The 24,316-nt window shown below is 70.5% G+C and carries 21 protein-coding genes; 19 read left to right on the top strand and 2 right to left on the bottom strand.

The features are described 5' to 3' along the window. Positions 1–26 precede the first annotated feature (26 nt). The 8 genes from ruvC to PYS65_RS29875 all read left to right on the top strand — a co-directional run bounded on the left by ruvC (position 27) and on the right by PYS65_RS29875 (position 9,403). The gene (ruvC, locus tag PYS65_RS29840; RefSeq protein ID WP_279338121.1) at positions 27–584 is read left to right on the top strand and encodes a crossover junction endodeoxyribonuclease RuvC; all 558 of its coding nucleotides are present in this window, start codon (positions 27–29) and stop codon (positions 582–584) included. Next, entirely contained in the window at positions 581–1,189 is a 609-nt protein-coding gene (gene ruvA, locus PYS65_RS29845) for a Holliday junction branch migration protein RuvA (RefSeq protein WP_279337034.1), read from the top strand. Before ruvC ends, ruvA begins: the two co-directional genes overlap by 4 nt. A 104-nt stretch (positions 1,190–1,293) precedes the next feature. After that, entirely contained in the window at positions 1,294–2,361 is a 1,068-nt protein-coding gene (gene ruvB, locus PYS65_RS29850; RefSeq protein ID WP_279337035.1) for a Holliday junction branch migration DNA helicase RuvB, read from the top strand. A gap of 162 nt (positions 2,362–2,523) precedes the next feature. Then, a complete protein-coding gene (yajC, locus tag PYS65_RS29855) occupies positions 2,524–3,033 on the top strand; it encodes a preprotein translocase subunit YajC (RefSeq protein WP_279337036.1) in 510 nt (169 codons plus the stop codon). Between the two features lie 128 nt (positions 3,034–3,161). After that, positions 3,162–4,964: a protein translocase subunit SecD gene (secD, locus tag PYS65_RS29860; protein WP_279337037.1), complete on the top strand. Its 1,803-nt coding sequence runs from the start codon at positions 3,162–3,164 to the stop codon at positions 4,962–4,964. A 3-nt stretch (positions 4,965–4,967) separates the two neighbouring features. Further along, positions 4,968–6,095: a protein translocase subunit SecF gene (gene secF / locus PYS65_RS29865; RefSeq protein ID WP_279337038.1), complete on the top strand. Its 1,128-nt coding sequence runs from the start codon at positions 4,968–4,970 to the stop codon at positions 6,093–6,095. Beyond that, positions 6,092–6,640, top strand: a complete 549-nt coding sequence (locus PYS65_RS29870; protein ID WP_279337039.1) for an adenine phosphoribosyltransferase — start codon at positions 6,092–6,094, stop codon at positions 6,638–6,640. Before secF ends, PYS65_RS29870 begins: the two co-directional genes overlap by 4 nt. Before the next feature lie 195 nt (positions 6,641–6,835). Next, complete coding sequence (locus PYS65_RS29875) at positions 6,836–9,403, top strand: RelA/SpoT family protein (protein WP_279337040.1); 2,568 nt, start codon at positions 6,836–6,838, stop codon at positions 9,401–9,403. 124 nt (positions 9,404–9,527) lie between these two features. Here the strand turns inward: PYS65_RS29875 and PYS65_RS29880 are convergent, their stop codons facing one another. Beyond that, positions 9,528–10,757 (bottom strand): DUF349 domain-containing protein, encoded by a 1,230-nt coding sequence (locus PYS65_RS29880; protein ID WP_279337041.1) that lies wholly within the window; start codon positions 10,755–10,757, stop codon positions 9,528–9,530. Between the two features lie 137 nt (positions 10,758–10,894). Then, complete coding sequence (locus tag PYS65_RS29885) at positions 10,895–11,716, bottom strand: peptidylprolyl isomerase (protein ID WP_279337043.1); 822 nt, start codon at positions 11,714–11,716, stop codon at positions 10,895–10,897. A gap of 203 nt (positions 11,717–11,919) precedes the next feature. On the opposite strand from PYS65_RS29885, the gene PYS65_RS29890 reads away from it, so the two are divergent. From PYS65_RS29890 to PYS65_RS29940, 11 genes are all read left to right on the top strand, one after another. Further along, positions 11,920–12,630, top strand: coding sequence for an MBL fold metallo-hydrolase (locus PYS65_RS29890; RefSeq protein WP_279337044.1), 711 nt, complete (start codon positions 11,920–11,922; stop codon positions 12,628–12,630). A gap of 12 nt (positions 12,631–12,642) precedes the next feature. Then, entirely contained in the window at positions 12,643–13,905 is a 1,263-nt protein-coding gene (hisS, locus tag PYS65_RS29895) for a histidine--tRNA ligase (protein ID WP_279337046.1), read from the top strand. A 282-nt stretch (positions 13,906–14,187) separates the two neighbouring features. Continuing rightward, positions 14,188–14,844 (top strand): vitamin K epoxide reductase family protein, encoded by a 657-nt coding sequence (locus PYS65_RS29900; protein WP_279337047.1) that lies wholly within the window; start codon positions 14,188–14,190, stop codon positions 14,842–14,844. 43 nt (positions 14,845–14,887) lie between these two features. Further along, a complete protein-coding gene (locus PYS65_RS29905) occupies positions 14,888–16,243 on the top strand; it encodes a replication-associated recombination protein A (RefSeq protein ID WP_279337048.1) in 1,356 nt (451 codons plus the stop codon). 330 nt (positions 16,244–16,573) lie between these two features. Further along, positions 16,574–17,188 (top strand): 30S ribosomal protein S4, encoded by a 615-nt coding sequence (gene rpsD / locus PYS65_RS29910; RefSeq protein ID WP_279337049.1) that lies wholly within the window; start codon positions 16,574–16,576, stop codon positions 17,186–17,188. A 276-nt stretch (positions 17,189–17,464) separates the two neighbouring features. Continuing rightward, complete coding sequence (locus PYS65_RS29915; protein WP_279337050.1) at positions 17,465–17,908, top strand: DUF948 domain-containing protein; 444 nt, start codon at positions 17,465–17,467, stop codon at positions 17,906–17,908. Between the two features lie 7 nt (positions 17,909–17,915). Continuing rightward, on the top strand, positions 17,916–18,287 hold the full coding sequence (locus tag PYS65_RS29920; RefSeq protein WP_279337051.1) for a hypothetical protein: 372 nt from the start codon (positions 17,916–17,918) through the stop codon (positions 18,285–18,287). Beyond that, positions 18,287–20,956 carry an alanine--tRNA ligase gene (gene alaS / locus PYS65_RS29925; RefSeq protein WP_279337052.1) on the top strand — a complete coding sequence of 890 codons (2,670 nt, stop codon included), beginning with the start codon at positions 18,287–18,289 and terminating at the stop codon, positions 20,954–20,956. The genes PYS65_RS29920 and alaS overlap by 1 nt, the downstream gene beginning before the upstream one ends. 23 nt (positions 20,957–20,979) lie before the next feature. After that, a complete protein-coding gene (gene ruvX / locus PYS65_RS29930; protein ID WP_279338122.1) occupies positions 20,980–21,444 on the top strand; it encodes a Holliday junction resolvase RuvX in 465 nt (154 codons plus the stop codon). 124 nt (positions 21,445–21,568) lie between these two features. After that, positions 21,569–23,353, top strand: a complete 1,785-nt coding sequence (gene mltG / locus PYS65_RS29935; protein WP_279337053.1) for an endolytic transglycosylase MltG — start codon at positions 21,569–21,571, stop codon at positions 23,351–23,353. Further along, entirely contained in the window at positions 23,334–24,173 is an 840-nt protein-coding gene (locus tag PYS65_RS29940; RefSeq protein ID WP_279337054.1) for a shikimate dehydrogenase, read from the top strand. The genes mltG and PYS65_RS29940 overlap by 20 nt, the downstream gene beginning before the upstream one ends. The last annotated feature ends 143 nt before the right edge of the window (positions 24,174–24,316 follow it).

Raw genomic sequence — 24,316 nt, forward strand, 5'->3', positions numbered from 1 at the left:
GAGCCGCAGAGAGAGGGGAGGCCGGTGTGCGGGTGCTGGGGGTCGACCCGGGGTTGACGCGGTGCGGCGTCGGGGTGGTCGAGGGGGTTGCCGGGCGACCGCTCACCATGCTCGGCGTCGGCGTCGTACGCACGCCCGCCGACGCCGATCTCGGACACCGCCTCGTCGCCATCGAGCAGGGCCTGGAACGGTGGCTGGACGAATACCGGCCGGAGTTCGTCGCCGTCGAGCGTGTCTTCAGCCAGCACAACGTCCGGACGGTGATGGGCACCGCCCAGGCGAGCGCCGTCGCCCTGCTGTGCGCCTCGCGCCGCGGCATCCCCGTCGCCCTGCACACGCCCAGCGAGGTCAAGGCCGCCGTGACCGGCTCCGGCCGCGCGGACAAGGCCCAGGTCGGCGCGATGGTCACCCGCCTGCTGCGGCTCGACGCACCCCCGAAGCCCGCCGACGCGGCCGACGCCCTGGCGCTCGCCATCTGCCACATCTGGCGGGCCCCGGCCCAGAACCGGCTGCGTCAGGCGGCCGCCCTGCACGCCTCGCGCACACCCACAGCACCGAACTCACCGAAGGGGCGCTCCGCATGATCGCCTTCGTCAGCGGCACGGTCGCCGCGCTCGCCCCCGACACCGCGGTCGTCGAGGTCGGCGGCGTCGGCATGGCCGTCCGGTGCACGCCCGACACCCTGTCCGGGCTGCGCGTCGGCGCGCCCGCCCGGCTCGCGACGTCCCTGGTGGTGCGCGAGGACTCGCTCACCCTGTACGGCTTCGCGGACGACGACGAGCGGCAGGTCTTCGAGCTGCTGCAGACCGCCAGCGGCGTGGGCCCGCGCCTGGCCCAGGCCATGCTCGCCGTGCACACCCCGGACGCGCTGCGCCGGGCCGTCGCGACCACCGACGAGAAGGCGCTCACCGCCGTGCCCGGCATCGGCAAGAAGGGCGCCCAGAAGCTGTTCCTGGAGCTGAAGGACCGCCTCGGCGCACCGGTGGGCGCGGCGGCGGCCGCGGCCGGTCCCGGCAGCACGGGCTGGCGCGACCAGCTGCACGCCGCGCTGATCGGCCTCGGGTACGCGGCACGTGAGGCCGACGAGGCGGTCGCCGCCGTCACCCCGCAGGCCGAGGCGGCCGAGGGCACCCCCCAGGTGGGCCCGCTGCTGAAGGCGGCTCTGCAGACCCTGAACCGCGCCCGGTAGTCCGGCTCGCGGTCCACGGACCACCACCGCCGGCTGCGGCACCCGGGCCGCAGCTCCCGACCGCACCACCCGCACGCCCGCCCCACCCCGGCTAGGAGACTTCAGTGAACTGGGACGACACGACCGACCCCGCCGCGGAGCGGTTGGTGGGATCTGTCGCCGACGGGGAGGACCAGGCCGTCGAGGCCGCCCTGCGGCCCAAGGACCTGGACGAGTTCATCGGCCAGGAGAAGGTCCGCGAGCAGCTCGACCTGGTGCTGCGCGCCGCCCGCGCGCGGGGTGCCACCGCCGACCACGTGCTGCTGTCCGGCGCCCCCGGTCTCGGCAAGACCACCCTCTCCATGATCATCGCGGCCGAGATGGAAGCCCCCATCCGCATCACCTCCGGCCCGGCCATCCAGCACGCCGGCGACCTCGCGGCGATCCTGTCCTCCCTCCAGGAGGGTGAGGTCCTCTTCCTCGACGAGATCCACCGGATGTCCCGGCCCGCCGAGGAGATGCTGTACATGGCGATGGAGGACTTCCGCGTCGACGTCATCGTCGGCAAGGGCCCCGGCGCGACCGCCATCCCCCTCGAACTGCCCCCGTTCACCCTGGTCGGCGCCACCACCAGGGCGGGTCTGCTGCCGCCCCCGCTGCGCGACCGCTTCGGCTTCACCGCGCACATGGAGTTCTACGAGCCCACCGAGCTGGAGCGGGTGATCCACCGCTCGGCGGGCCTCCTGGAGGTGGGGATAGAGACCGACGGCGCCGCCGAGATCGCCGGCCGCTCGCGCGGCACCCCCCGCATCGCCAACCGCCTCCTGCGCCGGGTCCGGGACTACGCCCAGGTCAGGGCCGACGGCGTGGTCACCCGCGAGATCGCCACGGCGGCCCTGGCGGTCTACGAGGTCGACGGCCGCGGCCTGGACCGGCTCGACCGGGCGGTGCTGGAGGCCCTGATCAAGCTGTTCGGCGGGGGACCGGTCGGCCTGTCCACGCTCGCGGTCGCGGTGGGGGAGGAACGTGAGACGGTGGAAGAGGTCGCCGAGCCGTTCCTGGTGCGGGAGGGCCTGCTGGCCCGTACCCCGCGGGGCCGGGTCGCGACCCCGGCGGCATGGACACATCTCGGCCTCACCCCGCCCGGCTCCCGCGGAACCGGAAACGGACAAGGGGACCTGTTCGGGGCATGAGAGGCTGCAGCGGCCGGGACCGGAACCCCGGTGTCACGCTGAGCGTTGTTCCCTGCGCGCGGACTCGCCTAGACTCCGCCGGTGCCACCCTTGTAGGCGGTATCACACACCCCCAACCAACAGGCCGTTCACCGTCGCGGTCATGTGAAGGAAGTCCGACCCGTGAGTCTCCTGACCCTCCTCCCTTTCATTGTGCTCATCGGGGCCATGTTCCTGATGACCCGGTCGGCCAAGAAGAAGCAGCAGCAGGCCATTGATATGCGGAACCAGATGCAGCCGGGTTCCGGTGTCCGCACGATCGGGGGCATGTACGCCACGGTCAAGGAGGTCAGTGAGGACACGGTTCTTCTCGACGCCGGCCCCGGCGTGGAACTGCTGTTCGCGAAGAACTCCATCGGTGCCGTCCTGAGCGACGAGGAGTACAACCACATCGTCCACGGCGCCGAGCACGACCTGAAGTCCGATGCCGACATCGTCCCCGACGACGCCTCCTCCCTCACCGAGACCGACGCCTCCTCCGACGCTGCCGCCTCCGACGACACGCCGGTCGATTTCGGTAAGAAGGACGAGAAGGAAACGGCTGACACGGCCGACGAGCCGGCCGACGCCGCCGACAAGGCGAAGACGGACGAGCAGCCGAAGAAGTCCGAAGGCGGTTCCGGGACGAAGTAGTCGAGCCCCGGGGTGCGCGGGCCCGCCCGCGCACCCCGGGACCCGCCCCGCTCGCACGGAATCCCCAGACCAGTCATGGCCGCCTGCCCATCGACCGGGCCCGAGGCGGCCCGAGAGGGAGTACGAAGGTGGCTGCACTCAAAAAGGGAAACAAGGCGAGCGTCACAAGCAAGCCGTGGCGCTCGCTCACCCTGATCCTGATCGCCATCGTGGCGCTCACCGGAGGCATGTTCGCCTCCGGGCACAAAACCCCGCGTCTGGGCATCGACCTGGCCGGCGGCACCAGCATCACGCTGGCGGCGGTCCCCGAGGCCGGCCAGGAATCCGCGATCAACCCGGCCAACATGGCAACCGCGGTCTCCATCATGGAACGTCGCGTCAACGGCCTCGGCGTCTCCGAGGCAGAGGTCCAGACGCAGGGCGACCGTAACATCATCGTCAACATCCCCAAGGGCACCAACTCCGAGCAGGCCCGGAAACAGGTCGGCACCACCGCCAAACTCTACTTCCGCCCGGTCCTCGCGACCGAACTTGCCACCGGCGGGGCCACCCCCACGCCCAGCGCCACCGGTGACGCCTCGAGCCAGGGCGCCGGCGCGGACAAGGCCACCGACAAGGCGAGCGAGAAGGCCACGGACAGGACCACCGACGAGGGGTCCCCGTCCGCCTCCACCAGCCCGTCGGCGAACTCCACCACCCGGGGCCGCGCGGTCACCGACGCCCTGAAGGCCGACGCCACGCCGTCGGCGCCCCCCAGCGGCCCGGCCGAGGACGGGGCCACTCCCTCCCCGTCCGCCACGGGCGGTACCCCGGGCGAGACGGACAGCGGGCTCCAGGCCCAGTACGCCGCGCTCGACTGCACCAAGGCGAGCGCCCGCGCCACCGCCGGAGACGGCGCCAGGTCCACCGACTCGACCGTGGCCTGCGGCCAGAACTCCCAGGGCCAGTGGCAGAAGTACATCCTCGGCCCCGCCGCCGTCGACGGCACGGACGTCGACCAGGCCAAAGCCGTCCTCAACACGCAGTCCGGTGCCGGCTGGACCGTCACCATGGACTTCACGGACAAGGGCAGCAGCAAGTTCGCCGACATCACCGGCAAGCTGGCCCAGAACCCGCCCCCGCAGAACCAGTTCGCCATCGTCCTGGACGGCGAGGTCGTCTCCGACCCCTACGTCAGCCAGGCCCTCACCGGCGGCAACGCGGAGATCTCCGGCAACTTCACGCAGAAGTCGGCCGAGGAACTCGCCAACATGCTGTCCTACGGCGCGCTGCCGCTGACGTTCCGCGAGGACAGCGTCACCACCGTCACCGCCGCGCTCGGCGGTGACCAGCTGCACGCCGGTCTCGTCGCCGGCGCGATCGGCCTCGCCCTGGTCGTCCTGTACCTGCTGGTCTACTACCGCGGTCTGTCCTTCATCGCCGTCGCCTCGCTGCTGGTGTCCGCGTCCCTCACCTACGTGATCATGGCCCTGCTCGGCCCGACCATCGGCTTCGCGCTGAACCTGCCGGCCGTCTGCGGCGCCATCGTCGCGATCGGCATCACGGCGGACTCGTTCATCGTCTACTTCGAACGCGTGCGGGACGAGATCCGTGAGGGCCGCACCCTGCGCCCCGCCGTGGAGCGGGCCTGGCCGCGCGCCCGGCGCACCATCCTGGTCTCCGACTTCGTCTCGTTCCTCGCCGCCGCGGTGCTCTTCGTCGTCACCGTCGGCAAGGTCCAGGGCTTCGCTTTCACGCTCGGCCTGACCACGGTGCTCGACGTCGTGGTGGTGTTCCTGTTCACCAAGCCGCTGCTGACGCTGATGGCCCGCCGGAAGTTCTTCGCGAGCGGCCACAAGTGGTCCGGTCTCGACCCGAAGGCTCTGGGAGCGAAGCCGCCGTTGCGCCGCACCCGCCACCACTCCGCCCCCTCCCACCCGAAGGAGGCGTGAGGGATGTCGAAGCTCGGTAGTCTCGGTGCCCGACTGCACCACGGTGAGGTCGGATACGACTTCATCAAGAGCCGCAAGATCTGGTACGGCATCTCCATCCTGATCACCGTCCTGGCCATCCTCGGCCTGACGGTGCGCGGCCTCCACATGGGCATCGAGTTCCAGGGCGGGGCGGTCTTCACCACCCCGAAGAACATGAGCGCCTCGGTCGCCCAGGCCGAGACCTACGCGGAAGAGGCCTCCGGCCACGACGCCATCGTCCAGAAGCTCGGTGACGGCAGTCTGCGCATCCAGATCGCGGGCATCGACACCGGTGTCTCGGACAAGATCAAGACGGAGCTCTCCCAGGACCTGAAGGTCAATCCCGAGCAGATCAACGCGGACCTGGTCGGTCCCAGCTGGGGCGAGCAGATCGCCAACAAGGCCTGGCTGGGCCTCGGCATCTTCCTGTTCCTGGTCGTGATCTATCTGGCCGTCGCCTTCGAGTGGCGCATGGCCGTCGCCGCGTTCGTCGCGCTGATCCACGACCTCACCATCACCGTCGGCATCTACGCTCTCGTGGGCTTCGAGGTCACCCCGGGCACGGTGATCGGGCTGCTGACCATCCTCGGCTACTCGCTCTACGACACGGTCGTGGTCTTCGACAGCCTCAAGGAACAGACCCGCGACATCACCCAGCAGACCCGCTGGACCTACAGTGAGATCGCCAACCGCTCCATCAACAGCACGCTGGTCCGCTCCGTCAACACCACGGTGGTCGCGCTGCTGCCGGTGGGTGCCCTGCTGTTCATCGGCGGCGGAGTCCTCGGCGCCGGCATGCTGAACGACATCTCGCTGTCGCTGTTCGTCGGTCTCGCCGCCGGTGCGTACTCCTCGATCTTCATCGCCACGCCGCTCGTCGCCGACCTCAAGGAGCGCGAGCCGGCGATGAGGACCCTGAAGAAGCGTGTCCTGGCCAAGCGGGCCCGGGGCACGGAGACGGGCGGGCCGGCCGAGAGCCGGATGCCCGACGACAGCCACGACCACGGACCGACGGACGCCGTTCCCGCCGCGCCCGCCATTGTGGGGCCACACCATCAACCCGCGTCCCGCAGCCGCGGGCGCGGCCGACCCTCAGGAAAACGCAGATGACCGAAACAACCGACGCCGCCGCACTGCTGCTGAGCCGTATCCGGGACGTCGAGGACCACCCGGAGCCGGGGGTGATGTTCAAGGACATCACCCCGCTCCTGGCCGACCCCAAGGCGTTCGCCGTGCTCAGCGACGCCCTCGCCGTGATCGCCGGAGCCACCGGCGCCACCAAGATCGTCGGCCTGGAGGCCCGGGGCTTCATCCTCGGCGCCCCGGTCGCCGTCCAGGCCGGCCTCGGGTTCATCCCCGTGCGCAAGGCGGGCAAGCTCCCCGGAGCCACCCTCAGCCAGGCGTACGACCTGGAGTACGGCTCCGCCGAGATCGAGGTGCACGCCGAGGACCTGACCACCACCGACCGCGTCCTGGTGATCGACGACGTGCTCGCCACCGGCGGCACCGCCGAGGCGTCGGTGCGGCTCATCCGCAGGGCCGGCGCCGAGGTCGTGGGCCTCGCCGTGCTGATGGAACTCGGCTTCCTCGGTGGCCGGGCCAGGGTGGAGTCGGCCCTGGCCGGTGCCCCGCTGGAGGCACTGCTCAGGCTCTGAGCGGCGACGTGTGACGGGCGTGGAGCGCGGTGAACACCGCACGGGGCGGGTACCGTGGGAATCCGGTACCCGCCCCGTGCGTTTCACGGGTGGACGGTCCTCACACCGGTCCGCAGGACAGCCCCCGGCCGGGGATGGCTACCATGGGGGGTCCGGAGCCTGCCGGGGGACCCGGAAAGCGCACGAGGAGTCCTCTTGCCAGACGAGGCCCAGCACCTGACGGCAGACAAGCCCGAGTCCGACTCGGCTGCCGCGGCCAAGCCTGTGCCCAGCACGCCCTACGCGAAGAACGACACGCGCAGGCCGGTCCAGCACGCCCAGGCAGCCGCGGACAAGCCCGAGCAGCCGCGCCCCAAGCCCGTCCCCCCTCTCGGCTCCGCTCGAACGGGGGGATCCTCCTCGCCCGAGCGCTCCGCCCCCATGGTCCGCCCGAACACCGGACAGCCCGCCCGCGCCGGCTCCTCCAACCGCGTCCGCGCCCGGCTGGCCCGACTCGGTGTGCAGCGTGCCAACCCGTACAACCCGGTGCTGGAACCGTTGCTGCGGATAGTCCGCAGCAACGACCCCAAGATCGAGAACGCCACGCTCCGCCAGATCGAGAGCGCCTACCAGGTCGCCGAGCGCTGGCACCGCGGCCAGAAGCGCAAGAGCGGCGACCCGTACATCACGCATCCGCTCGCCGTGACCACGATCCTCGCCGAACTGGGCATGGACCCGGCCACCCTGATGGCCGGCCTGCTGCACGACACGGTGGAGGACACCGAGTACGGCCTGGAGCAGCTCCGCCGTGACTTCGGAGACACCGTCGCGCTGCTGGTCGACGGCGTCACCAAGCTGGACAAGGTCAAGTTCGGCGAGGCCGCGCAGGCCGAGACCGTGCGCAAGATGGTCGTCGCCATGGCCAAGGACCCCCGCGTCCTGGTCATCAAGCTCGCCGACCGCCTGCACAACATGCGCACCATGCGCTACCTCAAGCGCGAGAAGCAGGAGAAGAAGGCACGCGAGACCCTGGAGATCTACGCGCCGCTCGCCCACCGGCTGGGCATGAACACCATCAAGTGGGAACTGGAGGACCTCGCCTTCGCGATCCTCTACCCCAAGATGTACGACGAGATCGTCCGTCTGGTCGCCGAACGCGCCCCCAAGCGCGACGAGTACCTCGCCGTCGTCACCGACGAGGTGCAGCAGGACCTGCGGGCCGCGCGCATCAAGGCCACCGTCACCGGCCGCCCCAAGCACTACTACAGCGTCTACCAGAAGATGATCGTCCGCGGCCGGGACTTCGCGGAGATCTACGACCTGGTGGGCATCCGCGTCCTCGTGGACACCGTCCGCGACTGCTACGCGGCCCTCGGCACGGTGCACGCGCGATGGAACCCGGTCCCCGGCCGGTTCAAGGACTACATCGCGATGCCCAAGTTCAACATGTACCAGTCGCTGCACACGACGGTCATCGGCCCCGGCGGCAAGCCCGTCGAGCTCCAGATCCGCACCTTCGACATGCACCGCCGCGCCGAGTACGGCATCGCCGCGCACTGGAAGTACAAGCAGGAGGCCGTCGCCGGAGCCTCCAAGGTCCGCACGGACGTGCCCAAGGCGGCGGGCAAGGCCGGCAAGGACTCTGCCGCCGTCAACGACATGGCGTGGCTGCGGCAGCTCCTCGACTGGCAGAAGGAGACCGAGGACCCCGGCGAGTTCCTGGAGTCGCTGCGCTTCGACCTGTCCCGCAACGAGGTCTTCGTCTTCACTCCCAAGGGCGACGTCATCGCGCTCCCCGCGGGCGCCACCCCGGTGGACTTCGCCTACGCGGTCCACACCGAGGTCGGCCACCGCACCATCGGGGCGCGGGTCAACGGCCGTCTCGTACCGCTCGAGTCGACCCTGGACAACGGCGATCTGGTGGAGGTCTTCACCTCCAAGGCGGCCGGCGCGGGCCCCTCCCGGGACTGGCTCGGCTTCGTGAAGTCGCCGCGCGCCCGCAACAAGATCCGCGCCTGGTTCTCCAAGGAGCGCCGCGACGAGGCCATCGAGCAGGGCAAGGACGCCATCGTCCGCGCGATGCGCAAGCAGAACCTGCCGATCCAGCGCATCCTCACCGGCGACTCGCTGGTCACGCTGGCGCACGAGATGCGCTACTCGGACATCTCCGCGCTCTACGCGGCGATCGGCGAGGGCCATGTCGCCGCGCAGAACATCGTCCAGAAGCTGGTGCAGGCCCTCGGCGGGGAGGAGGCGGCCACCGAGGAGATCGACGAGTCGGTGCCGCCGGCCCGCGGCCGCGGTCGCAAGCGCCGCACCAGCGCCGACCCCGGCGTGGTCGTCAAGGGCGTCGACGACGTCTGGGTCAAGCTGGCCCGCTGCTGTACGCCGGTCCCCGGTGACCCGATCATCGGTTTCGTGACCCGCGGCAGCGGTGTCTCGGTCCACCGCAGCGACTGCGTGAACGTCGACTCACTGTCCCGGGAGCCCGAGCGCATCCTCGAGGTGGAGTGGGCGCCCACCCAGTCCTCGGTCTTCCTGGTCGCCATCCAGGTCGAGGCGCTGGACCGCTCCAGGCTGCTGTCGGACGTCACGCGCGTGCTGTCCGACCAGCACGTCAACATCCTCTCCGCGGCCGTCCAGACCTCCCGCGACCGTGTCGCCACCTCCCGCTTCACCTTCGAGATGGGCGACCCGAAGCACCTCGGGCACGTCCTGAAGGCGGTACGGGGCGTGGAGGGCGTCTACGACGTGTACCGGGTGACCTCGGCCCGCAACCGGTAGACCCGGCGCGCACGGCACGCAAGCCACGAAGCGCGAGGCACGGAGGACGAGGCACGCAGGACACGCAGGAGGGGCTCCCGCACCACCCGGTACGGGAGCCCCTCTCAGCGTGCGGCGGCCTTCGTCAGCCGCCGAACTCCTGCAGTCCCTTCAGCGCCTGGTCCAGCAGCGCCCGGCGACCCTCCAGCTCCCGCTCGAGCTTCTGGGCCCTGGCCTCGTTGCCCTGCGTCCGCGCCTGCTCGATCTGGCCGCTCAGCTTGTCCACGGCGGCCTGGAGCTGACCGGTCAGGCCCTCGGCACGCGCGCGTGCCTCCGGGTTGGTCCGGCGCCACTCGGCCTCCTCGGCCTCCTGCATGGCCCGCTCCACGGACTGCATCCGGCCCTCGACCTTCGGCCGGGCGTCCCGCGGCACATGGCCGATGGCCTCCCAGCGCTCGTTGAGCGCGCGGAACGCGGCCCGGGCGGCCTTCAGATCCGTGATCGGCAGGAGCTTCTCGGCCTCTTCGGCCAGCTCCTCCTTGAGCTTGAGGTTCTCCGTCTGCTCCGCGTCACGCTCGGCGAAGACCGAACCGCGGGCGGCGAAGAAGACGTCCTGGGCGCCGCGGAAGCGGTTCCACAGGTCATCCTCGTGCTCGCGCTGGGCGCGGCCCGCGGCCTTCCACTCCGCCATCAGGTCCCGGTAACGCGCCGCCGTCGCACCCCAGTCCGTCGAGTTCGACAGCGCCTCCGCCTCGGCGACCAGACGCTCCTTGGTCTTGCGGGCCTCCTCGCGCTGCGCGTCCAGGTGCGCGAAGTGCTGCTTGCGCCGCTTGGAGAACGCCGACCGGGCGTGCGAGAAGCGGTGCCACAGCTCGTCGTCGGACTTGCGGTCCAGCCGGGGCAGCCCCTTCCAGGTGTCCACCAGCGCCCGCAGCCGCTCACCGGCCGCCCGCCACTGGTCCGAGCCCGCCAGCTCCTCCGCCTCGGCGACCAGCGCCTCCTTGGCCTGACGGGCCTCGTCGGACTGCTTCGCCCGCTGCGCCCTGCGCTCCTCGCGCCGCTTGTCCACCAGCTCCACGAGCTTGTCCAGACGCACGCGCAGGGCGGCCAGATCGCCGACCGCGTGATGGGCGTCGACCTGCTCCCGCAGGTGCTCGACCGCCGTCATGGCGTCCTTCGAGGACAGGTCGGTGGTCTTCACTCGCTTCTCGAGGAGGCCGATCTCGACAACCAGGCCCTCGTACTTGCGCTCGAAGTAGGCCAGCGCCTCCTCGGGGGAGCCCGCCTGCCAGGAACCGACGACCTGCTCTCCGTCGGCCGTACGCACGTACACGGTGCCCGTCTCGTCGACGCGGCCCCACGGGTCGCTGCTCACAGCGCCTCCTCCACATGATGCCTGCGGAGGGCTTTGCTACCCCCGGGCATCGTCCACAGTTTTCGTCACGGCCAACATAGGCGACCGACGGGACACCTGTCCGCATCCCGCGCGACCGAAATTCCGCAGTTGGGCGGTCAGGATTCCGTGACGGTCGCCTTGTCGATCACGACCGTCGCGTTGGGCGCGCCGTCACCGGCTCCGGTGCTGTCACCGGCGGCGGCGATCTTCTTCAGGACCTTCATGCCGTCCTCCGAGACGGTGCCGAACGGCGTGTAGCTCGGCGGGAGCGGGCTGTCCTCGTACACCAGGAAGAACTGGCTTCCGCCGCTGTCCTTCTGCCCGGTGTTCGCCATCGCGACGGTGCCCGCCGGGTACGTGTTGTCCTTCAGGCTCTCGTCCTTCAGGTTCTCGTCCGGGATCGTGTAGCCGGGACCGCCGGTGCCGGTGCCCGTCGGGTCACCGCACTGCAGCACGTAGATGCCGTTGGTGGTGATCCGGTGGCACTTGCTGTGGTCGAAGTAGCCCTTGTCGGCGAGGAAGTTGAACGAGTTGACGGTGTGCGGGGCCGCCGACGCCTTGAGCGCCATGTCGATCGTCCCGCAGGTCGTCTCGAGCGTCATCGTGTACGTCGCCGACTCGTCGATGGAGATCGCCGGCTCCTTCTTCCAGGTCTTCGACGCGACCTCGCCCGCGGCCGGCTTCTCGCACGGGTCGGGCGCCTTGCTGGTCGCCTCGGCGCTCGGCGTGACCTCCGCGCTCGCGTTGGCCTTGTCCCCGTCCGATTCGAACGCCCCGGTCGTGTACAGCGCGAGGCTGCCGATCAGGACCACGCCGAGCGCGGAAGCGATCACCGAGTTGCGGATCCGCGACTTGCGCCGTGCCTGGGTGCGCCGCTGCTGCTGCCGCAAGAACTTCTCCCGCGCGAGCTGACGCCGCCGCTGTTCCTGGCTGACCACCGGGTTTACTCCTCATGCGTCTCGTGTGCCGACCGGTACGCGTGCCTGCGGCGGACCGACCGTCTGCGTGTGCCCCGTACCGTATATGGGTTCGCTGTGGAATCGGCAGCGCCGGTAGGCTCTGACGGCGGGCGCGAGCCCGTCGCAAGCCTCCCGTATCGACACAACCGTCGACACGACCCTCGACACAACGAAGGACGATCGTGCTCATTGCCGGGTTCCCCGCCGGGGCCTGGGGGACGAACTGTTATCTCGTCGCCCCCGCCGCCGGTGAGGAGTGCGTGATCATCGACCCCGGCCATCAGGCCGCCCCGGGAGTGGAGGAGGCGGTCCGCAAGCATCGGCTGAAGCCCGTCGCCGTCGTCCTCACCCACGGCCACATCGACCACGTGGCCTCCGTCGTCCCCGTGTGCGGGGCGCACGACGTACCGGCCTGGATCCACCCCGACGACCGGTACATGATGAGCGACCCCGAGAAGGCCCTGGGCCGCTCCATCGGGATGCCGCTGATGGGCGAGCTGACCGTGGGGGAGCCGGACGACGTCAGGGAGCTGGCCGACGGCGTGAAACTCGAACTGGCCGGGCTGGAGCTGACGGTCGCGCACGCGCCGGGGCATACCAAGGGGTCGGTGACCTTCGGCCTGCCCGAGGCGGCGGACATCCCGCCGGTCTTCTTCTCGGGCGACCTGCTGTTCGCCGGCTCCATCGGACGCACCGACCTGCCCGGCGGTGACATGGCCGACCTGCTCGACTCGCTGGCGCGTGTGTGCCTGCCGCTCGACGACTCGACCGTGGTGCTGTCCGGACACGGACCCCAGACGACCATCGGCCAGGAGCGTGCCACCAACCCGTATCTGCGGCAGGTGGCCGTCGGCCAGGGAGCGGATGTGGACGCTCCCCGACGAGGAATGTGACGAGAGACTTCCGTGAGCACCTTCAAGGCCCCCAAGGGCACCTACGACCTGATCCCGCCGGACAGCGCGAAGTACCTCGCCGTCCGTGAGGCCATCGCCGCCCCGCTGCGCGACTCCGGTTACGGCTACATCGAGACGCCCGGCTTCGAGAGCGTCGAGCTGTTCGCGCGCGGCGTCGGAGAGTCCACCGACATCGTCACCAAGGAGATGTACGCCTTCGAGACCAAGGGCGGCGACCGCCTCGCCCTGCGGCCCGAAGGCACGGCCTCCGTGCTGCGCGCGGCCCTGGAGGCCAACCTGCACAAGGCCGGCAACCTCCCGGTCAAGCTCTGGTACTCCGGCTCGTACTACCGCTACGAGCGCCCCCAGAAGGGCCGGTACCGCCACTTCTCCCAGGTGGGCGCGGAGGCGATCGGCGCCGAGGACCCGGCGCTGGACGCCGAACTGATCATCCTGGCGGACCAGGCGTACCGCTCCCTGGGGCTCAGCGACTTCCGCATCCTGCTGAACTCCCTGGGCGACAAGGAATGCCGTCCCGTCTACCGGTCCGCACTGCAGGACTTCCTGCGCGGCCTGGACCTGGACGAGGACACCCTGCGCCGCGCGGAGATCAACCCGCTGCGCGTCCTGGACGACAAGCGCGAGTCGGTCCAGAAGCAGCTGACCGGCGCCCCCCTGCTGCGCGACTACCTGTGCGACGCCTGCAAGACCTACCACGAGGAGGTCCGCGAGCTGATCACGGCCGCGGGCGTCACGTTCGAGGACGACCCGAGGCTGGTGCGCGGCCTGGACTACTACACGCGCACCACCTTCGAGTTCGTCCACGACGGCCTGGGCTCCCAGTCCGCGGTGGGTGGCGGGGGCCGCTACGACGGTCTCTCCGAGATGATCGGCGGCCCCGCGCTGCCGTCCGTCGGCTGGGCCCTCGGTGTCGACCGCACCGTACTGGCCCTGGAGGCGGAGGGCGTCGAACTCGAACTCCCCGCCACCACCAGCGTGTTCGCCGTCCCGCTCGGCGAGGAGGCCCGCCGGGTGCTGTTCGCCAAGGTCACCGAACTGCGCAAGAACGGCGTCGCCGCCGACTTCTCCTACGGCGGCAAGGGCCTGAAGGCGGCGATGAAGGCGGCCCACCGCTCGGGCGCGCGCTACACCCTGGTGCTCGGCGAGCGCGACCTCGCCGAGGGCGTCGTCCAGCTCAAGGACATGGAGTCCGGCGAGCAGAGCGCGGTCGGCGTGAACGAGATCGTGGCCGAGCTGGAGGCACGGCTCGGCTGATCCCCGTACGCGGCCGTGCGCGGACCACGCGCCACGAAGGCGCCGGTGTGCCCCTGCGGCACCCGGCGCCTTCGGCGTCCCTGCCGAGGGCGCCGGTTCGCTCGAACGGGGAACCCGGTGGGGGCGTGCGTGCGGTCATGGCACAGACGGTGGCCGAAACCGGGCATCCACGGGGATGATTCGTGTGTTCGTATGACTGGTGGGCGATGGATTCACAGGTGAGTGCGGCACAATGGCCCTGCCCGAAGCAGGTCCACATTTCACCGTGACGGAATCGGCGTGATGAGCAAGACGACTGTGAAGGACGTTTCCACCGTGCCCGAGCCTTCGCCGGCACCCGCCGGGCCGCTCCGGGAGGGCGCCGGCCGTGCGTTCGCCCTGCTCCTGGTCATCACCGGCGCGGCCGGCGTACTCGCCGCGTGGGTCATCACGCTGGACAAGTTCAAGCTGCTCGAGGCCAAGGTCAGGGGCGAGACGTTCGTCCCCGGATGCAGTCTCAACCCGGTGGTCTCCTGCGGCAGCATCATGGAGAGCGACCAGGCGTCCGTCTTCGGGTTCCCCAACCCGATGCTGGGCCTGGTCACCTACGGCATCGTCGTCTGCGTCGGCATGAGCCTGCTCGCCGGGGCCCGCTTCCCCCGCTGGTACTGGCTCACCCTCAACGCGGGCACCCTGTTCGGCACCGTTTTCTGCGCCTGGCTGATGTACCAGTCCCTGTACCGGATCAACGCCCTGTGCCTGTGGTGCTCCCTGGCCTGGGCCGCCACGATCATCATGTTCTGGTACGTGACGTCGTTCAACGTCCGCAAGGGCTTCCTGCCCGCCCCCGGCTGGCTGAAGAACTTCTTCGGCGAGTTCACCTGGGTCATGCCGGTGCTGCACATCGGCGCCATCGGCATGCTGATCCTGACCCGCTGGTGGCATTTCTGGACCAGCTGACGGGCCCGCCGCGTTGTCGGCGCGGTCCTTTAGGGTTGCCGACGTGGAGCCCGACCTGTTCACCGCCGCAGCAGAAGAACGCCAGCAGAAGGACCCGACCGGCAGCCCCCTCGCCGTGCGGATGCGTCCGCGCACGCTCGAGGAGGTGGCGGGCCAGCAGCATCTGCTGAAGCCCGGCTCACCCCTGCGCCGACTGGTCGGCGAGGGCGCCTCGGGCCCCGCGGGCCCGTCCTCGGTGTTCCTGTGGGGGCCTCCCGGCACCGGCAAGACGACCCTGGCCTACGTCGTCTCCAAGGCCACCAACAAGCGTTTCGTCGAGCTGTCGGCGATCACCGCGGGCGTCAAGGAGGTCCGCGCGGTCATCGACGGCGCCCGCCGCGCCTCCGGCGGGTACGGCACGGAGACCGTCCTCTTCCTCGACGAGATCCACCGTTTCAGCAAGGCCCAGCAGGACTCCCTGCTCCCCGCGGTCGAGAACCGCTGGGTCACGCTGATCGCCGCGACCACCGAGAACCCCTACTTCTCGGTCATCTCCCCCCTGCTCTCCCGCTCCCTCCTGCTCACCCTCGAACCCCTCACCGACGACGACGTCCGCGGTCTGCTGCACCGTGCGCTCGCCGACGAACGGGGACTGAAGGGCGCCGTCACCCTCCCCGAGGACACCGGGGACCATCTGGTGCGCATCGCCGGCGGGGACGCCCGCCGCGCCCTGACCGCCCTGGAGGCCGCCGCGGGGGCCGCGCTGGACAAGGGCGAGACGGCGATCTCCCTGGCCACCCTGGAGGAGACGGTCGACCGGGCCGCCGTGAAGTACGACCGCTCCGGCGACCAGCACTACGACGTCGCCAGCGCCCTGATCAAGTCCATCCGCGGTTCCGACGTCGACGCCGCCCTGCACTACCTGGCCCGGATGATCGAGGCCGGCGAGGATCCCCGCTTCATCGCCCGCCGTCTGATGATCTCCGCCAGCGAGGACATCGGCCTCGCCGACCCGAACGCGCTGCCGATCGCGGTCGCCGCCGCCCAGGCCGTCGCCATGATCGGCTTCCCCGAGGCCGCCCTCACCCTGAGCCACGCCACCATCGCCCTCGCCCTGGCCCCCAAGTCCAACGCGGCCACCACCGCGATCGGCGCCGCCCTGGCCGACGTGCGCAAGGGGCTGGCCGGGTCCGTGCCGCCGCATCTGCGCGACGGGCACTACAAGGGCGCGGCCGCCCTGGGCCACGCCCAGGGGTACGTGTACCCGCACGACCTGCCCGAGGGCATCGCGCGGCAGCAGTACGCCCCGGACGCCCTGAAGGACCGCGCGTACTACGAGCCCACCCGGCACGGGGCCGAGGCGCGGTACGCCGACGCGGTGGAGTGGACCAGGAAGCACCTCGGTCGGAAGCAGCCGTGAGCACCCTGTAGAATTTCCCGAAGCTGCGTCCCGTGTCCGGCCCCGCAAGGGAGACCGGCATCACCAGAGCGGGACATCCAGCAGGAGGGTCTGCCCCCGGGCAGGCGTCTCCAGGAGCGTCGCGCACCGTCGAACGGTGTCGCGGGCAGCCCACCACCACCCGGAATTCCGGGAGCGATCGGTGGGCCACTCGCGTGCTGCACGTATGTGCCCAGATCAGGGGAGCGGCTGCCCGGCAGGTCCGACACGGACCCGCGGGGTTTCCCCGGCTGCGGATGCGACCTCCCTTAACCCTGGTGAGCCGGAAACTTTGGAAAAGAGACAGAGACAGTGGCGAACCAGCCCCGCCCCAAGGTCAAGAAGTCGCGTGCCCTCGGTATCGCGCTGACCCCGAAGGCCGTCAAGTACTTCGAGGCCCGCCCCTACCCGCCGGGTGAGCACGGCCGCGGCCGCAAGCAGAACTCGGACTACAAGGTCCGTCTGCTGGAGAAGCAGCGCCTGCGCGCCCAGTACGACATCAGCGAGCGCCAGCTCGTCCGCGCGTACGAGCGTGCCGCCAAGACGACGATCAAGACCGGTGACGCCCTCGTCATCGAGCTCGAGCGCCGTCTCGACGCCCTGGTCCTGCGTTCGGGCATCGCCCGCACGATCTACCAGGCCCGTCAGATGGTCACCCACGGCCACATCCAGGTCAACGGCAAGAAGGTCGACAAGCCCTCCTTCCTCCTGCGCCCGGACGACGTCGTGCAGGTCCGTGAGCGCAGCAAGGACAAGACGCTCTTCACGATCGCCCGCGAGGGTGGCTTCGCCCCCGACGGCGAGACCCCGCGCTACCTCCAGGTGAACCTCAAGGCCCTGGCGTTCCGCCTGGACCGTGAGCCGAACCGCAAGGAGATCCCGGTGATCTGCGACGAGCAGCTCGTCGTCGAGTTCTACGCCCGCTGACCCCAGCAGGCAGGCGGTACCCCAGCCCGCCGTCCCTCCGCCCTTCAGGGCGGGCGGGGCGGCGGGCTGCTGCATGGGCGCCCCGCCCGCGACGTGCCGACCCCGCCGGGCGGTAATCAGGTACGGAGTCCCGCTGCCGGCGCGATAGGCTCGGTGCACGAATTTCTTGACGTTCTCGGTGTTTCTCGAAGTTCTCGGGGTTCTCGGGGTTCCTTCAGGGGTTCTTCGAGGTCCTTCGATGTGGCAGGCGCGTTTCTCAGGGAGCAGGTGCACACAGTGTCCGGTGGAGAGGTGGCCGGAATCCTGGTGGCCGTGTTCTGGGCGATCCTGGTCTCCTTCCTCGCCGTCGCACTGGCGAGGCTGGCCCAGACGCTCCGGGCGACCACCAAGCTCGTGGCGGACGTGACCGACCAGGCCGTCCCGCTGCTGGCGGACGCCTCCTCGGCGGTGCGCTCCGCGCAGACCCAGATCGAACGGGTCGACGCGATCGCCTCCGACGTCCAGGAGGTCACCTCCAACGCCTCCGCGCTGTCGACCACCGTCGCCTCCACCTTCGGCGGCCCGCTGGTCAAGGTCGCCGCCTTCGGCTACGGCGTGCGCCGGGCCGTCAGCGGCCGCAAGGAGGACACGTCCGCCAGGACACCGGGACGCACCGTGATCGTGGGCCGCGCCGTCCCGGGCATGCGGCGGGCGGGGCGCACCCGGGGAAAGAAGGACTGACGCAGCGATGTTCCGCCGTACCTTCTGGTTCAGCACCGGCGTCGCCGCCGGGGTGTGGGCCACCACCAAGGTCAACCGCAAGCTGAAGCAGCTGACCCCCGAGAACCTCGCCGTGACCGCGGCGAACAAGGCGCTCGAGGCGGGCGGCCGGCTCAAGGACCGGGCAGTGGACTTCGCGTTCGACGTCCGCGACAACATGGCCCGGCGCGAGGCCGAACTGACCGACGCCCTCGGCATCGACGCCCCCGCCGACCGGGAACTCCCGGCGGCCCGCCGCCGCGCCGCCATCGAGAACCACAACAGCCCGAAGAACAACCCCCGGTACGTCGAGGGATCGACGTACCTGACGCACCCGTACAACCGGAATGAGGACCACTGATGGAGTCGGCCGAGATCCGCCGCCGCTGGCTGAGCTTCTTCGAGGAGCGCGGGCACACCGTCGTCCCTTCGGCGTCGCTCATCGCGGACGACCCGACTCTGCTGCTCGTCCCGGCCGGCATGGTGCCCTTCAAGCCCTACTTCCTGGGCGAGGTCAAGCCGCCCTTCGAGCGCGCCACCAGCGTCCAGAAGTGCGTCCGCACGCCGGACATCGAAGAGGTCGGCAAGACCACCCGGCACGGCACCTTCTTCCAGATGTGCGGCAACTTCTCCTTCGGCGACTACTTCAAGGAAGGCGCCATCAAGCTCGCCTGGGAGCTGCTCACCAGCTCCCAGGAGCAGGGCGGCTACGGCCTGGACCCCGAGCGTCTGTGGATCACCGTCTACGAGGACGACGACGAGGCCGAGCGGATCTGGCGCGACGTCGTCGGTGTGCCCGAGGAACGCATCCAGCGCCTGGGCAAGAAGGACAACTACTGGGACATGGGCGTCCCCGGCCCCTGCGGTCCCTGCTCCGAGATCAACTACGACCGCGGCCCCGCGTTCGGCGCCGAGGGCGGCCCCGCCGTCAACGACGAGCGGTACGTGGAGATCTGGAACCTCGTCTTCATGCAGTACGAGCGGGGCGAGGGTCCGGGCAAGGACTACCCGATCCTCGGGGACCTGCCGAGCCAGAACATCGACACGGGCCTCGGCCTGGAGCGGCTCGCCATGATTCTGCAGGACGTGCAGAACATGTACGAGATCGACACCTCCATGGCCGTCATCAAGAAGGCCACCGAGCTGACGGGCGTGGCCTACGGCGACACCCAGGCCTCCGACGTCTCGCTGCGCGTGGTCACCGACCACATGCGCACCTCCGTGATGCTCATCGGCGACGGTGTCACCCCCGGCAACGAGGGCCGCGGCTACGTGCTGCGCCGCATCATGCGCCGCGCCATCCGCACCATGCGCCTGCTCGGCGCCGCCGGCCCGGTCGTCAAGGACCTCATCGACGTCGTGATCGAGATGATGGGGCAGCAGTACCCCGAGCTGCTCACCGACCGCGAGCGGATCGAGAAGGTCGCCGTCGCCGAGGAGAACGCCTTCCTCAAGACGCTGAAGGCCGGCACCAACATCCTCGACACCGCCGTCACCGAGACCAAGCAGTCCGGTGGCACGGTCCTGGCCGGCGACAAGGCCTTCCTGCTCCACGACACCTGGGGCTTCCCGATCGACCTCACCCTGGAGATGGCCGCCGAGCAGGGGCTGTCCGTGGACGAGGACGGCTTCCGACGGCTGATGAAGGAGCAGCGGGAGCGGGCCAAGGCCGACGCCCGGGCCAAGAAGACCGGCCACGCCGACCTCGGCGCCTACCGTGAGATCGCCGACCGGGCCGGCGCCACCGACTTCACCGGCTACACCGACACCGAGGGCGAGTCCACCGTCGTGGGCATCCTCGTCGACGGTGTCTCCTCACCGGCCGCCACCGAGGGCGACGAGGTGGAGATCGTCCTCGACCGCACCCCGTTCTACGCCGAGGGCGGCGGCCAGATCGGCGACACCGGCCGGATCAGGGCCGACTCCGGTGCCGTCATCGAGGTCCGCGACTGCCAGAAGCCGGTTCCGGGCGTGTACGTCCACAAGGGCGTCGTCCAGGTCGGCGAGGTGACCGTCGGCGCCAAGGCCCACGCCTCCATCGACGACCGCCGTCGCAAGGCCATCGCCCGCGCCCACTCCGCCACCCACCTCACCCACCAGGCCCTGCGCGACGCCCTCGGCCCGACGGCCGCCCAGGCCGGTTCCGAGAACCAGCCCGGCCGCTTCCGCTTCGACTTCGGCGCGCCGTCCGCCGTTCCGACGGCCGTGATGACCGACGTCGAGCAGAAGATCAACGAGGTGCTCGCCCGCGACCTCGACGTGCGTGCCGACGTCATGGGGATCGACGAGGCCAGGAAGCAGGGAGCCATCGCCGAGTTCGGCGAGAAGTACGGCGAGCGCGTGCGCGTGGTGACCATCGGCGACTTCTCCAAGGAGCTGTGCGGCGGCACCCACGTGCACAACACCGCCCAGCTCGGCCTGGTCAAGCTGCTCGGCGAGTCCTCCATCGGCTCCGGCGTGCGCCGCATCGAGGCCCTGGTCGGCGTGGACGCCTACCACTTCCTCGCCCGTGAGCACACGGTCGTCGCCCAGCTCCAGGAGCTGATCAAGGGCCGCCCGGAGGAGCTCCCGGAGAAGGTCTCCGCCATGCTCGGCAAGCTCAAGGACGCCGAGAAGGAGATCGAGAAGTTCCGCGCCGAGAAGGTGCTCCAGGCCGCCGGAGGCCTCGCCGAGTCCGCCAAGGACGTCCACGGGGTCGCCCTGGTGACCGGCCAGGTCCCGGACGGCACCGGCGCCGACGACCTGCGCAAGCTGGTGCTGGACGTACGCGGCCGCATCCAGGGGGGCCGGGCCGCCGTCGTCGCCCTGTTCACGGTCAACAACGGCAAGCCCCTCACCGTGATCGCCACCAACGAGGCCGCCCGCGAGCGCGGTCTCAAGGCCGGTGACCTGGTCCGCACGGCCGCCAAGACCCTCGGCGGCGGTGGCGGCGGCAAGCCGGACGTCGCCCAGGGCGGCGGCCAGAACCCGGCCGCCGTAGGGGAAGCCGTCGACGCCGTCGAGCGGCTCGTGGCGGACACGGCCAAGTGAGCGAGCCCGTGGCCGGCCCCGCGATGCGCCGAGGGCGCCGGCTCGCGATCGATGTCGGGGACGCCCGTATCGGGGTCGCCTCGTGCGACCCCGACGGGATCCTCGCCACCCCGGTCGAGACGGTCCCCGGCCGGGACGTCCCGGCGGCTCACCGGCGCCTTCGGCAGCTCGTCGAGGAGTACGAGCCGATCGAGGTCGTCGTCGGACTCCCTCGCTCCCTCAAGGGGGGCGAGGGCCCCGCCGCGGCCAAGGTCCGCGGCTTCACCCAGGAGCTGGCCCGCCGGATCGCGCCGGTTCCGGTGCGGCTCGTGGACGAGCGCATGACCACGGTGTCGGCGAGTCAGGGGCTGCGTGCCTCGGGCGTGAAGTCCAAGAAGGGACGCTCCGTCATCGACCAGGCCGCCGCGGTGATCATCCTCCAGCAGGCACTCGAATCCGAACGGGTGTCGGGCAACCCACCTGGTGAGGGCGTCGAAGTGGTCATCTGATCGCGGTGCGGTAACGTTCCGCGCGATGCGGTGGCGTTCGAACAGCCGCCGCACAGAGAGAGGCGGGACGGGTCCCGGCGCCCCCACAGCCGCGCGACCGCCGCCTCGTGGCTCTAGGGGATCGATGACTGAGTATGGCCGGGGCCAAGGCTCCGAACCGTGGCACCCGGACGACCCGCTGTACGGCGACAGCGGGTGGACCGGGCAGCAGGCCCAGCAGGCCCAGCCGGGTCAGCAGTCCCCCTACGAGGGCCAGGCGCAGCATTACCCGCAGCAGCAGGCGCAGCAGCAGTACGGTGACTGGGGCGGTGCCGGGCAGGGCGGATACGGCCAGCAGCAGTATCCGCAGCAGCACGACCAGCAGCAGCACGACCAGCAGCAGTACGGTCAGCAGCAGTACGACCAGCAGTACGCCCCCCAGCAGATGCAGCAGCCCGGACAGCAGCCGTACGACACCGGCGGCTGGCACACCGGTGCCCAGCCGCAGGACCCGTACGCGGCGGCCGATCCGACGGACCCGTACGGGCAGCAGGGCGGTGCGCACGGCGCCCAGCAGTCCGACCACTACGGCACGCCGGAGGCCTATCCGCCGCCGGAACCCCCGGCCCACCGCAACGCCGAGCCCGAGCGGCGGCCGGAGCGGGAGGCGGACCCGGAGCCGGACACCGACTGGGACCCCGGCCCCGACCAGGGCGAACACGCCTTCTTCTCGGACACCGGCGATGACGCCGACGACGCCGACGACGCCGACGACGATTCCGGCGCTCGCCGCGGCCGTGGCGAGCGCCGCGGCAAGGGTGGCAAGGGCGCCAAGGCCGACAAGGGCAAGAAGCGGCGCAACGGAACCGCCTGCCTCGTGGTGGTGCTGGTCCTCGGCGGCGGTCTGGTCGGTGTGAGCTACTTCGGCTGGCAGTTCTTCCAGGATCGTTTCGGCAGCGCCCCGGACTTCGCGGGCGACGGGAACGGCGAGCAGGTCACCGTGGTGATCCCCAAGGGGGCGGGCGGATACGCCATCGGCCAGGTGCTCAAGAAGGAAGGCGTGGTCAAGAGCGTCGACGCCTTCGTCGCCGCCCAGCAGGGCAACCCGAACGGCGGCACGATCCAGGACGGCGTCTACACGCTCGAGAAGGAGATGTCGGCCGACGCCGCCGTCGAGCTCATGCTCAGCCCGAAGAGCCGCGACAACCTGATCATCGCCGAGGGCCTGCGCAACGGCGCCGTCTACGAACTCATCGACAAACGTCTCAAGCTCGACGAGGGCACCACCGAGAAGGTCGCCGAGAAGGACTGGCAGAAGCTCGGTCTGCCCGACTGGGCGGTGAACGACGGGGACGTCAAGGACCCGCTGGAGGGCTTCCTCTACCCGTCCAGCTACGCGGTGGGCAAGGGCGCGAAGCCCGCGGACGTGCTGAAGGAGATGGTGGGCCGGGCCACCGACAAGTACGAGGGGCTGCAGTTCCCGGAGAAGGCCGAGAGCCTCGGCCTCGAGGGGCCGTGGGAGCTGGTCACGGTCGCGAGTCTGGTGCAGGCCGAGGGCAAGACCCACGACGACTTCCGCAAGATGTCCGAGGTCATCTACAACCGCCTCAAGCCCACCAACACCGAGACCAACCAACTGCTGCAGTTCGACTCGACGTACAACTACCTGCAGAAGCAAAGCAACATCCACATCAGCGAGTCCGCGATCAACAGCAACAAGGACCCGTACAACACCTACACGCGCAAGGGCCTGCCGCCCGGTCCCATCGGCAACCCCGGGGACGACGCGCTGACCGCGGCGCTGAAGCCGACGAAGGACGGCTGGATCTACTTCGTGGCCACCGACGGAATAAGCAAGACCGAGTTCGCGAGGACGCACGACGATTTTCTGAAGCTGAAGGACAAGTTCGATGCCAGCTCGGGCAACTGACCGTCGCCGCGCCGCCGTGCTCGGCTCGCCGATCGCCCATTCCCTCTCCCCGGTGCTGCACCGTGCCGCGTACGCGGAGCTGGGGCTGAGGGAGTGGACGTACGACCGGTTCGAGATCGACGAGCAGGCCCTGCCGGGCTTCTTCGGGACGCTCGGACCCGAGTGGGCGGGGCTGTCGCTGACCATGCCGCTGAAGCGGGCCGTGATCCCGTTGCTGGACGGCATCAGTGAGACCGCCGCGTCCGTCGACGCGGTCAACACCGTCGTGTTCGCGGAGGACGGCCGCCGGACCGGCGACAACACCGACATCCCCGGCATGGTCGCGGCCCTGCGCGAGCACGGCATCGAGAAGGTGGACACCGCGGCCGTCCTCGGCGCCGGAGCCACCGCCTCGTCCGCGCTGGCCGCGCTGGCGCGGATCTGCACGGGCGAGGTCTCCGTCTACGTCCGCAGCGCGGCCCGCGCCGCCGAGATGCGGCAGTGGGCCGAACGGCTCGGCGTCGCGGTGCGCATCGTCGACTGGACCGACGCCGAGCAGGCCCTGGACGCTCCGCTGGTGATCGCCACCACCCCGGCGGGCGTCACCGACACCCTCGCCCACGCCGTACCGGAACGCCCCGCGGCCCTCTTCGACGTGCTCTACGACCCCTGGCCGACCGCCCTCGCGGCCCGCTGGTCGGCGTCCGGCGGCGCCGTGGTCGGCGGGCTCGACCTGCTGGTGCACCAGGCGGTGCTCCAGGTCGAGCAGATGACGGGGCGCTCCCCGGCCCCGGTGGCCGTCATGCGCGAAGCGGGCGAACGCGCCCTCGCGGCCCGATAGGGCCCAGTCCCGGTCCAGCAGGGCCGCGGGGCCGACTTCCCCGGGGCCCGAGCTCCGTCCCGGCCCGTCCGTCTGATGGACCGGCGGCCGGACACACCGCCCGAACGTGGGAGGATCGGAGACGGCGGGCGGGGGCCGCGCAC

It is taken from the genome of Streptomyces cathayae (genome assembly GCF_029760955.1).
Classification (GTDB): Bacteria; Actinomycetota; Actinomycetes; order Streptomycetales; family Streptomycetaceae; genus Streptomyces; species Streptomyces cathayae.